At 69.7% G+C, this 12766-nt stretch carries 10 protein-coding genes; 3 read left to right on the forward strand and 7 right to left on the reverse strand.

The window, feature by feature from the left end:
• Positions 1-55: 55 nt before the first annotated feature.
• From ACFU6I_RS28000 to ACFU6I_RS28015, 4 genes are all read right to left on the reverse strand, one after another.
• Positions 56-1732 (reverse strand): glycoside hydrolase family 13 protein, encoded by a 1677-nt coding sequence (locus ACFU6I_RS28000; protein WP_384371682.1) that lies wholly within the window; start codon positions 1730-1732, stop codon positions 56-58.
• A 106-nt stretch (positions 1733-1838) separates the two neighbouring features.
• Positions 1839-2723, reverse strand: a complete 885-nt coding sequence (locus ACFU6I_RS28005) for a sugar ABC transporter permease (RefSeq protein WP_384033446.1) — start codon at positions 2721-2723, stop codon at positions 1839-1841.
• Entirely contained in the window at positions 2720-3736 is a 1017-nt protein-coding gene (locus ACFU6I_RS28010) for a sugar ABC transporter permease (RefSeq protein ID WP_345512840.1), read from the reverse strand. The genes ACFU6I_RS28005 and ACFU6I_RS28010 overlap by 4 nt, the downstream gene beginning before the upstream one ends.
• Before the next feature lie 21 nt (positions 3737-3757).
• Positions 3758-5032: an extracellular solute-binding protein gene (locus ACFU6I_RS28015; protein ID WP_384371684.1), complete on the reverse strand. Its 1275-nt coding sequence runs from the start codon at positions 5030-5032 to the stop codon at positions 3758-3760.
• A 407-nt stretch (positions 5033-5439) separates the two neighbouring features.
• Between ACFU6I_RS28015 and ACFU6I_RS28020 the strand changes: the two genes are divergently transcribed.
• Both ACFU6I_RS28020 and ACFU6I_RS28025 read left to right on the forward strand, forming a co-directional pair.
• Complete coding sequence (locus tag ACFU6I_RS28020; RefSeq protein ID WP_384371686.1) at positions 5440-6507, forward strand: LacI family DNA-binding transcriptional regulator; 1068 nt, start codon at positions 5440-5442, stop codon at positions 6505-6507.
• Between the two features lie 74 nt (positions 6508-6581).
• Positions 6582-7676, forward strand: coding sequence for a phosphatase PAP2 family protein (locus ACFU6I_RS28025; protein WP_384371688.1), 1095 nt, complete (start codon positions 6582-6584; stop codon positions 7674-7676).
• Here the strand turns inward: ACFU6I_RS28025 and ACFU6I_RS28030 are convergent.
• Positions 7627-10617, reverse strand: coding sequence for a bifunctional [glutamine synthetase] adenylyltransferase/[glutamine synthetase]-adenylyl-L-tyrosine phosphorylase (locus tag ACFU6I_RS28030; protein ID WP_384371690.1), 2991 nt, complete (start codon positions 10615-10617; stop codon positions 7627-7629). The two genes, ACFU6I_RS28025 and ACFU6I_RS28030, sit on opposite strands and share 50 nt — an antisense overlap.
• A gap of 135 nt (positions 10618-10752) precedes the next feature.
• Here ACFU6I_RS28030 and ACFU6I_RS28035 point away from each other — a divergent pair, with 135 nt between their 5' ends.
• Positions 10753-11268: a pyridoxamine 5'-phosphate oxidase family protein gene (locus ACFU6I_RS28035; protein WP_384371692.1), complete on the forward strand. Its 516-nt coding sequence runs from the start codon at positions 10753-10755 to the stop codon at positions 11266-11268.
• A 112-nt stretch (positions 11269-11380) separates the two neighbouring features.
• Here ACFU6I_RS28035 and ACFU6I_RS28040 read toward each other — a convergent pair whose 3' ends face one another.
• Both ACFU6I_RS28040 and ACFU6I_RS28045 read right to left on the reverse strand, forming a co-directional pair.
• Entirely contained in the window at positions 11381-12193 is an 813-nt protein-coding gene (locus ACFU6I_RS28040) for a putative protein N(5)-glutamine methyltransferase (protein ID WP_384371694.1), read from the reverse strand.
• A gap of 216 nt (positions 12194-12409) precedes the next feature.
• Entirely contained in the window at positions 12410-12625 is a 216-nt protein-coding gene (locus ACFU6I_RS28045; protein WP_384371696.1) for a hypothetical protein, read from the reverse strand.
• Positions 12626-12766: the final 141 nt, after the last annotated feature.

Genomic DNA, 12766 nt, shown 5'->3' on the forward strand with positions numbered 1-12766 from the left:
TCCCCGCTCCCTGATCCGGCCTGATCCGGAAGAGAGGCCCTGGGCGGAGGGACGGTCACACCGTCCACCACACCGTGGTGTCCGCGGGCAGCTCCATCTCCGCGCCGTCGGTGACGACGGGGCTGCTGGAGAGCAGCACCTGGCCGCGGACCGGAATGCGGACCGGCCGGCCGGTCGTGTTGACGGTGCAGACGAAGCCGGGGCGGGCGAAGGCCAGCAACCCTTCGGGGGCGTCCAGCCACTCCACGGCGGTCCCGGCGCCGAGCCCCCGGTGCACCCGGCGGGCGGCGAGCGCGGCCCGGTACATCTCCAGGGTGGAACCCGCCACGCCGGTCTGCGCCTCGACGCTCAGCTCGGCCCAGCTGTCGGGCTGGGGCAGCCAGCTGCCGCCGGCACCGAAGCCGTACGAGCTGCCGCCGCGGGTCCACGGGATCGGCACCCGGCAGCCGTCGCGGAAGCCGTCCTGTCCGTCGGCGCGGAAGAACGACGGGTCCTGGCGGGCCTCGTCGGGCAGGTCGGTGACGTCGGGCAGGCCGAGTTCCTCACCCTGGTAGACGTACGCGGATCCGGGCAGCGCCAGCATCAGGAGGCTGGCGGCGCGGGCCCGGCGCAGGCCCGTCCCGCGGTCCCCGGCGGTGCGGATCTGGGTGCCGAGGCCGGGCGGGTTGGCGAACCGGGTGGCATGCCGCGTGACGTCGTGGTTGGAGAGCACCCAGGTGGTGGGGGCGCCGACCGGGCGCATCGCGTCGAGCGAGCCGTCGATGACCTTGCGCAGCTCCGCGGCGTCCCAGGCGGTGGAGAGGTACTGGAAGTTGAACGCCTGGTGCATCTCGTCGTGGCGCACGTAGTTGGCGGTGCGCTCGACGGTCGGGGTCCATGCCTCGGCGACGGCGATACGGTCGCCGGGGTACTCGTCGAGGATGGTGCGCCAGGAGCGGTAGATCTCGTGCACCCCGTCCTGGTCGAAGAACGGCATGACATCGTTTCCGAGCAGCTTGAGCTGGTCGTGGGTGCCGAGGTCGGGCAGCCCCTCGGCCTTGACGAGCCCGTGGGCGACGTCGACGCGGAAGCCGTCGACGCCCATGTCGAGCCAGAACCGCAGGATGGAGCGGAACTCGTCGGCGACGGCCGGGTGTTCCCAGTTGAAGTCGGGCTGCTCCGGGGCGAACAGGTGGAGGTACCAGTCGCCGGGGGTGCCGTCCGGGTCGGTGGTCCGGGTCCAGGCGGGTCCGCCGAAGATGGACTCCCAGTCGTTGGGCGGCAGATCACCGTCCGCGCCCTTGCCGGGGCGGAAGTGGTAGCGCTCGCGCAGCGCGGAGCCGGGGCCCTCGGCGAGGGCGCGCTTGAACCACTCGTGCTGGTCGGAGGAGTGATTGGGCACCAGGTCCACGATGATCCGCAGGCCCAGGTCGTGGGCGTCCCGGATCAGCCCGTCGGCATCCAGCAGCGTGCCGAACATCGGATCGATGGCGCGGTAGTCGGAGACGTCGTACCCCGCATCCGCCTGCGGCGACGCGTAGAACGGGCTGAGCCAGACCGCATCGACGCCGAGGTCCTTGAGGTACGGGAGTCTGCCGCGTACGCCTGCGAGATCGCCCATGCCGTCGCCGTTGCCGTCGGCGAAGCTCCGCGGATAGACCTGGTAGATCACCGCGTCCTGCCACCAGCCGGTGCGGTGGCCCGGAGCGTCGTCGGACGTGCCGGTGGAGGGGGCAGCGAGGTGCTGGGTCATGTCGTCCCTGGGGTGTCTGGGTGGGGAGCGGCGCCGGGACCGGGTCGGGGATCCGGCGCCGCCGTGACTTGGTGCGTGCGGTCGTACGGTCGTGCTGCTGCGTACGTCAGCCCTTGACGGCTCCGGCGGACATGCCGGTCACCAGGTGGCGCTGGGCGAAGAGGAAGACCAGGGCCGCGGGTATCGCGATGAGCACGGACGCGGCGGTCATCGGACCCCACTGGGCTCCGTACTGGTTGACGAACTTCTGCAGTCCGCCGGCGAGCGTGAGGTTCTCGTCGCCGACCATGAAGGCGGAGGCGTATGCCACCTCGCCCCAGGCGGTGATGAAGGAGTAGAACGCGGTGACGGCGAGGCCGGGCTTGGCGAGCGGCAGGATCAGCCGCCAGAACGTGCCGAACGGGGTGAGGCCGTCGACCTGCCCCGACTCGTCGATCTCGCGCGGGATGGTGTCGAAGAAGCCCTTCATCATCCAGGCGCAGAACGGCACCGCGATGGTGAGGTACGTGATGACGAGACCGGCGGGCTGGTTGAGCAGTCCCAGGCCCGACATGATGTTGTAGATCGGCACGATGAGGACGGCGACCGGGAACATCTGGGTGACCAGCAGCGTCCACATCAGCCCGCGCTTGCCCGGGAACCGGAAGCGGCTGACGGCGTAGCCGGTGGTGGCGGAGACGAAGACGCCGAGGACGGTGGTGAGCCCGGCGATGACCAGGGAGTTGCCGAACCAGGTCAGGAACTCGGTGTCCTTGATCAGACCCGTGTAGTTCTCGAAGGTCGTGTCCTTGAAGAAGTCCGTCGTCGTCGCGTACGCGGCGGGCTTCAGCGAGGTCAGCAGGACCCACAGCACCGGGAACACGGCGATCACGGACGCCACGATCAGCGTGAGGTGCAGTCCGACGGAGGCGAGCGGCGAGCGCTCGCCGCGGAGCCGGACCTTGACCTTGCGCGCCGAGTGGTGCGCGGTGGGCGCGGGGGCGGTGGTCACCAGTTATCTCCCTGCGTGCGGAGGACTCGCCGGTAGACCGCGGCGAAGAGCATCAGGAGGACGAGGATCAGCACGCCCCATGTGGAGGACTGCGCGAAGTCGCGGGGACTGATCTCGAAGGAGAACTTGTACGCCTGGGTGACCAGGATCTGGGTGGCCTCGCCGGGTCCTCCGCGGGTCAGCAGGAAGATGACCGGGAACATGTTGAAGGTCCAGATGGTCGACAGCAGGATCACCGTGGTGGAGACCGGCCGCAGACCCGGCAGCGTGATGTGGCGGAACCGCTGCCAGGCGGTGGCGCCGTCCATCTCGGCGGCCTCGTACTGCTCGCTGGGGATGGACTGCAGACCGCCGAGCAGGGCGACCATCATGAACGGCACGCCGAGCCAGACGTTGACGGCGATGACGGCGAACTTCGCCCAGGTCGGGTCGTTCAGCCACGGGACGCCGTCGATACCGGCACCGGAGAGGATCTTGTTGAGCAGCCCGCGGTCCTCGTTGTAGAGGAAGCGCCAGGCGAACACGGAGACGAATCCGGGAATGGCCCAGGGCAGGATCAGCGCCATCCGGTACGCGGAGCGGCCGGCGATCCGGCGGTTGAGGATATTGGCGAGGGCCATGCCGAGGACGAACGTGATGCTCACGCAGGAGACCGTCCACACCAGGGTCCACCCGAGCGTGCCGAGGAACTGGTTGCCCGTGAGTGCGTCGGCGTAGTTGTCCAGGCCGACGAACTTGTACGTCGCGGGCATGTGGTTGACACCGATGGACCGTGCGACGTTGCGCTCGTTGGCGTCGGTCAGCGACAGGTAGACGCCGCGGACGAGCGGGTAGCCGATGATCACGCCGATCACGACGACGACCGGGGCGACCATGGTCCAGGCGTACCAATGGGTCGACAGCGCCCGACGGAGCCTGCTCGGTGGTGGAGGGTTACCAGTACCGCGGCTCCGGCCGCGGACGACGTCGTCGTCCGCGGCCTTCGCCACCGACTGGCTGGTGTGGACAGCCATCAGTCGGCCTGCCTTCCTGAGTTACTTCCAGCCCTTGAGGAGCTTGCGGTAGGAGTCGCCGGTGGCCTTGGCGCCCTTCTCCGGCGTGGTCTGGCCGGTCAGGACCTTGGTGTACTCGGTGACGAGCGGGGCGAAGAGGCTGCCGGTCTCCGGGATCCAGGGGCGCTCGACGGCGGTCTCGACGACCGGCTTGAAGAAGCCGACGATCTCGTTGTCGACGACCTCTTCCTTCGCGTAGGCGGAGGTACGGGTCGGCAGGAGGTTCAGCTCCTTGGTGACCTGGGCCTGGGTGTCCGCGGACGTCATGTAGTCGACGAAGGCGTAGGAGGCGTCGAGGTTCTTGGAGCCCGCGTAGACGGCCAGGTTGTGACCGCCCTGCGGGGCACCCTGCGCGACGGAACCGGCCGGGACCGGGGCGACGCCCAGGTTGGCCTTGTCCTTGAACTCCTTGCCGGCGTAGGTGTCGGCGACGGCCCACGGGCCGTTGATCATCATCGCGACCTTGCCGTCCTTGAAGGACGACTGCATGTTCTCCCAGCCGTCCGTCGCGTCGGTCTTGGCCGCACCGGAGTCGACGAGGTCCTTGACGACCTTCATCGCCTTGACGCCGGCGGCGTTGTCGACGGTGACGGACTTGGTGGACGCGTCGACGAGGTCGCCGCCCTCGCCGTACAGGAAGGACAGGAACCAGTACGCGTCGTCGCCGCGCAGGTACATGCCGGTCTTGCCGGTCTTGTCCTTGATCTTCTTGGAGACGGTCTTCAGCTCGTCCACGGTGGTGGGAACCTCGACGCCGGCATCCTTGAAGATCTTCTTGTTGTAGAAGATGCCCATGGAGTCGATGACCTGCGGCACCGCGTACGTCTTGCCGTTGTACTCGGTGGACGCCGCGGCCTGCTTCAGGAAGTCGTCCGCCTTCTGCAGGGCGGGGGTGCCGTCCAGCGGGGCGAGGTAGCCGAGGTCCGCGAACTCAGGGGTCCAGGCAACCTCGGAGCGGATCACGTCGGGGGCGCCGGAGCCGGACTGGGCAGCGTTCTTGAACTTGTTCTGCGCCTCGCCGAAGGGCACGTTGACGTACTTGACGTCCACCTTCGGGTGCTTCTTCTCGAAGTCCTCGGCGATCTTCTTGAAGACCTTGTCCTCGCTGCCCACGGTGGAGGTGTCCCACCACGTCACAGTCCCGGAGAGCTCGCCCGAGCTCTTGCTGGTGCCGTCGGACTTGTCGTCACCGCCGCAGGCGGTCGCCGCGAGCGCCAGGGCCGCGACCAGGGCGGTGGCCGTTATGCCACGTCGCATCTGTGAACTCCTTCAACTGCCGTACCGCTCCGTCGCGGCGCCGGGTCGACGTGAACGTAACAAGGATGAAAGAACGTCGAAAGGTCTTGCGGAAGATTTCTGCAAGCTTCGACGATCGTTACATTCGCGTGTCCTCAAGGTTGCCGTCAAGCCTCTTGACGAGAACGGCCCAGCCCTGGCAGGAGAGGGCACGGGTGGCCGATTCCGCAGTGCGACGATCTGATCGCGGGCATCGCGATGCCTTCGCAAGTCCTTGCAAGATGTTGCGGCAGCCCTGTCCGCGACGACGCTCCGGGTCGCGGCCGCTCACCGGCACACGCGGTTGCCGCGCCTGGCCGTACGGGTCCGGTCGCCCGATTCCTGCGCATGGTGGGCAATCCGACATACGCCCGGTACAGTCCACTTCCATGACCGCACGGCTTGCCGATATCGCAACTCAGGCGGGGGTCAGCGAAGCTACGGTCAGCCGTGTACTGAACGGCAAACCCGGTGTTGCTGCAGCCACCCGCGAATCCGTACTCGCCGCGCTCGACGTCCTCGGCTACGAACGGCCGGTACGGCTGCGCAGGCGCAGCGCGGGGCTGGTCGGGCTGATCACGCCCGAGTTGGAGAACCCCATCTTCCCGGCGCTCGCCCAGGTGATCGGCCAGGCGCTGACCCGGCAGGGCTACACCCCGGTGCTGGCCACGCAGACGCCCGGCGGTTCCACCGAGGACGAGCTCACCGAGATGCTCGTCGACCGTGGCGTCTCCGGCATCATCTTCGTCTCGGGCCTGCACGCCGACACCTCGGCCGATATGCAGCGGTACGAGCAACTGCGCGCCCAGGGCGTCCCTTTCGTCCTGGTCAACGGATTCTCGCCGAAAGTCCAGGCACCCTTCATCTCGCCCGACGACCGGGCGGCGATGCGGCTCGCGGTGACACATCTGGTGTCGCTCGGCCATCAGCGGATCGGTCTTGCGGTCGGACCCAAGCGTTTCGTTCCCGTACTCCGGAAGATCGAGGGCTTCCGCGCCACCGTGCAGGAGCAGTTGAACCTCACCTCGGACGAGGTGGAGGTGCTGATCCAGCACTCGCTGTTCACGCTGGAGGGTGGCCAGGCCGCCGCCTCCGCGCTGATAGAGCGCGGGTGCACGGCGGTGGTGTGCGCGAGCGACATGATGGCGCTCGGAGCGATCCGGGCCGCGCGCAGGCTGTCAATGGAGGTGCCGCGCGACCTGTCGGTGGTCGGCTACGACGATTCGCCGCTCATAGCGTTCACCGATCCGCCGCTGACGACGATCCGGCAGCCGGTCACGGCGATGGGTCAGGCCGCGGTCCGCACCCTGCTCGAGGAGATCGGTGGCACGCCGGCTCCGCACAGCGAGTTCGTCTTCATGCCGGAACTGGTCGTACGGGGTTCAACTGCCGCGGGTCCCGGCCCGGATCCGGCTTCCGCTTCCGGAATGACCCCAGGGTCGCACGCCCGCCCGTAGGGTGCACCATGTGCAGCCGGAACCCGACCGGAGGATGATCGGGCAGAGAGACGTATCTGGCAGAATCGACGCCTATGGGTGAATCGAGTGTGAAGTCACAGGAAGGCCGCACGGCGGCCCCCGCGTCACCCATCGTGGACGAGGCGGCCCTCCAGGCGGGGCGGAACGACAGGCTCGCGAGACTGCGCTCGCTGCGGTCTCCCGGTAGGCCGCGCATCTGGTTCGAAGTCACGCTGATCGCGGTCAGTTACTGGCTCTACTCGCTGGTGCGCAACGCGGTCCCCGAGCAGAAGGCCGCGGCCCTGGCGAATGCCGACCGGCTCTGGTCGGTGGAGAAGTTCCTGGGCATCGCCGTCGAACAGACGGTCAACCACGCGATGAATTCCGTGACATGGCTGATCGTCTCGATGAACTACTACTACGCGACACTGCACTTCATCGTCACCATCGGTGTGCTGGTGTGGCTGTTCCGCTTCCATCCCGGCCGTTACGCGGCAGCCCGTCTGGCGCTGTTCGCAACGACGGGTGTCGCACTGCTCGGTTACTACCTGTTTCCCCTCGCGCCGCCACGTCTGATGAACGGCGGACACTTCATCGACACCGTGCTGGTGCACCACACCTGGGGTTCGATGGCCTCGGGCAACTTCAAGAACATGTCGAACCAGTACGCGGCGATGCCGTCGATGCACATCGGCTGGTCGCTGTGGTGCGGGCTGATCGTCTTCGCACTGGCGTCCGCGCCCTGGGCGAGGATCCTGGGCCTGTTGTACCCGGCGGTCACCCTGGTCGTGATCGTGTCGACGGCCAACCATTTCTGGCTCGACGCGGTGGGCGGGATGGCTTGCCTGACATTCGGTTTCGCGGTGTCGTACGCCTGGTACGGTGCGCTGCCGCACCACCTCCCGAAGCGGGTGCAGGCGCCGCGGTGGCGGGCACGCCCGGCAGGGCTGAGCGCGGGGGGCGCCGATCCGGGCGGGCCGCCCGGCCACGGAGGCACCGGTGCGCCGGTGAACGCCTCCGGTCTCCCTCGCAGGACGGGCCCGAATGTGCCGGCCGGACCGGCCGAACGAGCCGGACGGGCTCGTTCGGCATGTGAGGACGTCTTTCCGCCCCGCCCCCTCACGCCCCGTAGAACCGCTCCTCCACCACCGCGCGCGCCCGCCGCGTGATCCGCCGGTAGTCGTCCAGCATGTCCCCCACGTGCCCCGGCTCGTACCCCAGGTACCGCCCCACCGCCGTCAGTTCCCGCGGCCCCGAGGGGAACGTGTCCGCCGGACGTCCGCGCACCAGCATCACCGCGTTGCGGACCCGGGTCGCCAGTACCCATGCCTCGTCCAGCGTCTGTGCGTCCTCACCGGAGATCAGTTCCGCCGCGCACGCAGCGGCCAGCGCCTCGCGCGTGCGGGTGGTGCGCAGCCCCGGTTCCACCCAGCCGTGCTGCATCTGCAACAGCTGGACCGTCCACTCGACGTCGCTCAGCCCGCCCCTGCCCAGCTTCGTGTGGAGCGTCGGGTCGGCGCCGCGCGGCATCCGTTCGGACTCCATCCGGGCCTTGAGGCGGCGGATCTCGCGGACCGCGTCCTCCCCCAGCCCCTCCATCGGGTAGCGCAGGGGATCGATCAGTTCGATGAAGGCGCGGCCGAGCTCCGCGTCACCCGCCATGGGTTCGGCGCGCAGCAGGGCCTGGCTCTCCCAGACCAGTGACCAGCGCCGGTAGTAAGCGTCGTACGACTTCAATGTGCGCACCAGCGGTCCGCTCTTGCCCTCCGGCCGCAGATCCGCGTCGATGATCAGCGGCGGGTCGGCGGTGGGCAGCTGCAGCAGTCTGCGCATCTCGGCGACGACGGTGTTGGCGGCCCGGGCCGCCTCCTGCTCGTCGACGCCCTCGCGCGGTCTGTGCACGAACAGGACGTCGGCATCGGATCCGTAACCGAGTTCATGACCGCCGAAGCGGCCCATGCCGATGACGGCGAACCTGGTGGGGAGGGTGTCGCCCCACTGTTCGCGTACGACGGCGCGCAGCGCGCCCGCGATGGTGACCGCGTTCAGGTCCGTGACCGCGTTGCCGACCCGGTCGACGAGTGTGCCGTGGTCGGGTTCCGCGGGGTTCTCCTCCGTGCCGTACGAGCCGATGAGGTCCGCCGCCGTGGTGCGGAACAGTTCGCGCCGCCGCACACCGCGGACCACCGCGACCGCGGACTCGGCGTCCTCGGCCCGCCCCACCGCTGCCAGCACCTCCTGCTCCAGGTGATTGCGGCTGCGCGGCTTCAGCCCCTGCGGGTCGCCGAGGATCGCCACCGCCTCGGGCGCCCGCAGCAGCAGGTCGGGGGCGAGCCGGCCGGCCGACAGGACGCGGGCGAGGTTCTCCGCCGCCGCGCCCTCGTCGCGCAGCAGCCGCAGATACCAGGGGGTCTTGCCGAGCGCGTCGGACACCTTGCGGAAACCGAGGAGCCCGGCGTCCGGGTCGGCGGAGTCCGCGAACCAGCCGAGCAGCACCGGCAGCAGGGTCCGCTGGATCGCTGCCTTGCGGGACACCCCGGAGGACAGCGCCTCCAGATGCCGGAGCGCGGCGGTCGGATCGGCGTATCCGAGCGCTTCGAGCCGGGCTTCGGCAGCCTTCGCGCTGAGCCGGATCTCGCCCGGTGCGAGCTGGGCGACGGCGTCCAGCAGCGGCCTGTAGAACAGTTTCTCGTGCAGCCGCCGCACCACGGACGCGTGCCGCTTCCACGCCTGGTTGATCTCGGCGATGGGGTCCGTACGCATCCCGAGGGAGCGCCCGAGCCGCCGCAGGTCCGATTCGTCCTCGGGCACGAGGTGGGTGCGGCGCAGCCGGTAGAGCTGGATGCGGTGCTCCATGGCGCGCAGGAAGCGGTACGCGTCGTCGAACTGCGCGGCGTCCACCCGGCCGACGTAGCCGCCCTCGGCGAGCGCCCGCAGGGCGTCCAGGGTCGAGCCGCTGTGCAGGGACGCGTCGCTGCGGCCGTGTACGAGCTGCAGCAGCTGTACGGCGAACTCGACGTCCCGCAGCCCGCCGGGCCCGAGCTTGATCTCGCGGTCGACACGGTCCGCGGGGATGTTGTCGACGACGCGGCGGCGCATCTTCTGTACGTCGCCGACGAAGTTCTCCCGGTCCGCTGCCTGCCAGACCATCGGCGAGACGGCTTCGACGTACTCCGCGCCCAGTTCGGGGTCTCCGGCCACCGGCCGGGCCTTGAGCAGCGCCTGGAACTCCCAGGTCTTGGCCCAACGCTGGTAGTACGCGAGATGTGAGGAGAGCGTCCGTACCAGCGGTCCGTTGCGGCCCTCGGGACGGAGGTTGGCGTCGACCGGCCAGATGGTGCCCTCGACGGTCGTCTCGGAGCAGATCCGCATCATGTGCGCGGCCAACCGGGTGGCGGCCTGGATGGCCCTGCTCTCCTCCGAGCTGTCGACCGGTTCCGCCACGAAGATGACGTCGACGTCGGAGACGTAGTTCAGTTCGTGCCCGCCGCACTTGCCCATCGCGATGACCGCCAGCCGGCACAGGGCGGCGTCCGCGGGTGCGGCCGTCCGGGCGATGGCGAGCGCGGCCCGCAGGGTCGCGGTCGCCAGGTCGGCGAGTTCGGCGGCGGTCTCGGCGACGTCCGTCGTACCGCACACGTCCCGGGCCGCTATGGCCAGCAGGCATCGGCGGTAGGCGATGCGCAGCGTGTCCGGGTCCTGGGCGTCCCCGAGCTCGTGCTCGAATTCGGCGACCCCGGGGTGCAGGTCCGCCGCCTCGTACATGACGAGCGCCTGCCAGTGTCGGGGGTGCCGGGCCAGATGGTCGCCGAGCGCCTCGGACGCCCCGAGCACCCCGAGCAGCCGGTCGCGCAGCGGCTTGGCGGAGACGAGCGTGTCCAGCAGCATCTGCCGCTCGGCGGGGTCCTCCGCCTCCACCAGTCGGACGAGTCCGCGCAGCGCCAGATCGGGGTCGGCGGTCGCCCCGAGAGCGTCGAGCAGCACCGGATCGGTGCGCACGGACGCCAGGGCGGGCAGGTCGAGCAGCCGCTCGGCGGCGGCGGCGTCGGTGAAACCGTGCCGCAGCAGTCGGGTGAACGTACTGCTTCTACGCCCCGGCACCGTCGTCATTCCGTGCTCTCCTGCTCGCCGCCCGTTCCCGTCCCAGCATTCCGAGCCTAGCCCGGCGCCGATGAATTCGTAGCGGGTGCACGGTCTGTACTTCGCAGGCACGATCGCTTGCAGGACCTGTATCAGGAGGGCGCCATGTCCGTACCCGAACCCGTCGCCGAGCTGCAACAGGAGTACAGCGACAAGGGAGCCACTGCCCGCCCGTGGTCGGAAGCCGTGGGTGTGCTGACGCGGGCAGGGGTGTTCTGGCTGTCCACGGTCCGCCCGGACGGTCGCCCGCACGTCACTCCGCTGATCGGGCTGTGGACGGACGGCGCGCTGCACTTCTGCACGGGGCCGACGGAGCGCAAGGCCCGGAACCTGGCGGAGAACCCGGAGGTCGTGCTGACGACCGGCACCAACACGCTGTCCCGGGGCTTCGACGTGGTGGTCGAGGGCCGGGCGGTCCCGGTGACGGACGAGACCCGGCTGACCCGGCTGGCGAAGCTCTGGGAGGACAAGTACGGCGCGGACTGGCACTTCGAGGTCCACGCGGGCGCGTTCGCGAACGGGGCGGGCGGCCGTGCCGACGTGTTCGGGGTGACCCCGCGCAAGGCATTCGGCTTCGGCAAGGGCGAGCCGTACAGCCAGACGCGCTGGCTCTTCGGCTGACAGGCGTCCCACGCCGCGTTCCGGTCCCGTACCACTGCCCGGCCCGGTGAAGCCTGCCGTCGCCGGCGCGCACGGCGGCTGAGCGGGAGCCGCTCAGCCGCCCCGGGGCGGACTACCTGCCGTCCCCGGTGCCGGGTCTGGTACCGATGACGACGGTCGCGTACAGCTCGTCGGAGGTGACCACCCGCGCAGTCAGCCCGCTCCGGGCGACGGCCTCCTCGGCGCTCGCCGCCTGCCGTTCGCTCGTCTCGACCAGCAGATGGCCGCCCGGCGCCAGCCACTGCGGCGCTTCGGCGGTCACCCTGCGCAGCACATCGAGCCCGTCGCCCCCACCGTCGAGCGCCACCCTCGGTTCATGGACCCGGGCCTCCACGGGCAGGAGTTCGACGTCCTCGCTGGGTACGTACGGCACGTTGGCGAGCAGAATCCCGACGCGGCCGCGCAGCGAGGCGGGCAGGGGTTCGAAGAGGTCGCCCTCGTACACCTCCCCCGTACCGGCGACATTGCGGCGCGCGCACCGCACCGCGGCGGGTTCGACATCGCTGGAGTGCAGCTCGACCCGGTCCAGGGCCGCGGCGAGCGCGGCGCCCAGCGCGCCCGAACCGCAGCACAGATCGACGACGACGGCGGGCCCGTCCGCGGAACGGACAAGACCGACGGCCTGGTCGACGAGGAATTCGGTACGGCGCCGAGGGACGAAGACGCCGGGGTCCACGGCGATCCGCAGGCCGCGGAACTCGGCCCAGCCGAGGACGTGTTCGAGGGGGAGTCCGGATGCCCGCCGGTCGACCATGGCGGCGATTTCGGCCGCGTTCGCGGCCGTGGAGAGGATCAACTCCGCCTCGTCCTCGGCGAATACGCAACCGGCGGCGCGAAGTCTCGTGACGATGACGGAGTAAGGGAGCGGTGTTGAGGAGACCGACATGGAGCGGAGCCTTTCGGGATGCCGATGGGTGCTCCGCGGTCCGCCCGGACCTAGACCGGTCCGGTCACGCAGTCGCGACAGGTGAGCACCCAGCCTGATACAGCGGTAATGGGTCTCACCTCCTCGGTATGTCCCCGTGCTGGGGTCCGCAACACTACCCGAATCGAGCCGGCGTGTCGGCCACTGCCCGGGACGGCCGGTGGCGATGGCGGCGAGTCAGGAGCGGCGTCCTCCACCGCCGTCGAAGAGCCGGTTGTGGACGGCCACCGAGGTGTTGTTGGCACGGGTGTGCCGGATCGCCTCGCGATGCTGCCGCTCGATCTGCTGGCCCTCGAAGTTCTCGGTCCTGCGCCTCGACTTCAGCTGCAGTTTGACGACAAGCACGACGATCAGCGCCAGCAGCCCGCCGAGCAGCGCCAACACGCTTGCCATGAAACCCTCGTGTCCGGACCGTGTACTGTCCGCCGATTGTCCTCCGTGGGACACGTCGCGTCCAGACTCCCGGACCGGCCCCGCCCGCTCCCGCGGCAGGGGTCCGTACGCGAGTGCGCCCCCTGCCTGACCGGCAGGGGG

The sequence above is a fragment of the Streptomyces sp. NPDC057486 genome, assembly GCF_042802415.1.
Classification (GTDB): domain Bacteria; phylum Actinomycetota; class Actinomycetes; order Streptomycetales; family Streptomycetaceae; genus Streptomyces; species Streptomyces yanii.

Bases quoted from the DNA above. Each gene is read 5' to 3' on its own strand.
- ACFU6I_RS28015 (WP_384371684.1), bottom strand. From the start codon at position 5,032: ATGCGACGTGGCATAACGGCCACCGCCCTGGTCGCGGCCCTGGCGCTC.
- ACFU6I_RS28040 (WP_384371694.1), bottom strand. From the start codon at position 12,193: ATGTCGGTCTCCTCAACACCGCTCCCTTACTCCGTCATCGTCACGAGA.
- ACFU6I_RS28010 (WP_345512840.1), bottom strand. From the start codon at position 3,736: ATGGCTGTCCACACCAGCCAGTCGGTGGCGAAGGCCGCGGACGACGAC.
- ACFU6I_RS28025 (WP_384371688.1), top strand. From the start codon at position 6,582: ATGGGTGAATCGAGTGTGAAGTCACAGGAAGGCCGCACGGCGGCCCCC.
- ACFU6I_RS28035 (WP_384371692.1), top strand. From the start codon at position 10,753: ATGTCCGTACCCGAACCCGTCGCCGAGCTGCAACAGGAGTACAGCGAC.
- ACFU6I_RS28020 (WP_384371686.1), top strand. From the start codon at position 5,440: ATGACCGCACGGCTTGCCGATATCGCAACTCAGGCGGGGGTCAGCGAA.
- ACFU6I_RS28045 (WP_384371696.1), bottom strand. From the start codon at position 12,625: ATGGCAAGCGTGTTGGCGCTGCTCGGCGGGCTGCTGGCGCTGATCGTC.
- ACFU6I_RS28000 (WP_384371682.1), bottom strand. From the start codon at position 1,732: ATGACCCAGCACCTCGCTGCCCCCTCCACCGGCACGTCCGACGACGCT.
- ACFU6I_RS28030 (WP_384371690.1), bottom strand. From the start codon at position 10,617: ATGACGACGGTGCCGGGGCGTAGAAGCAGTACGTTCACCCGACTGCTG.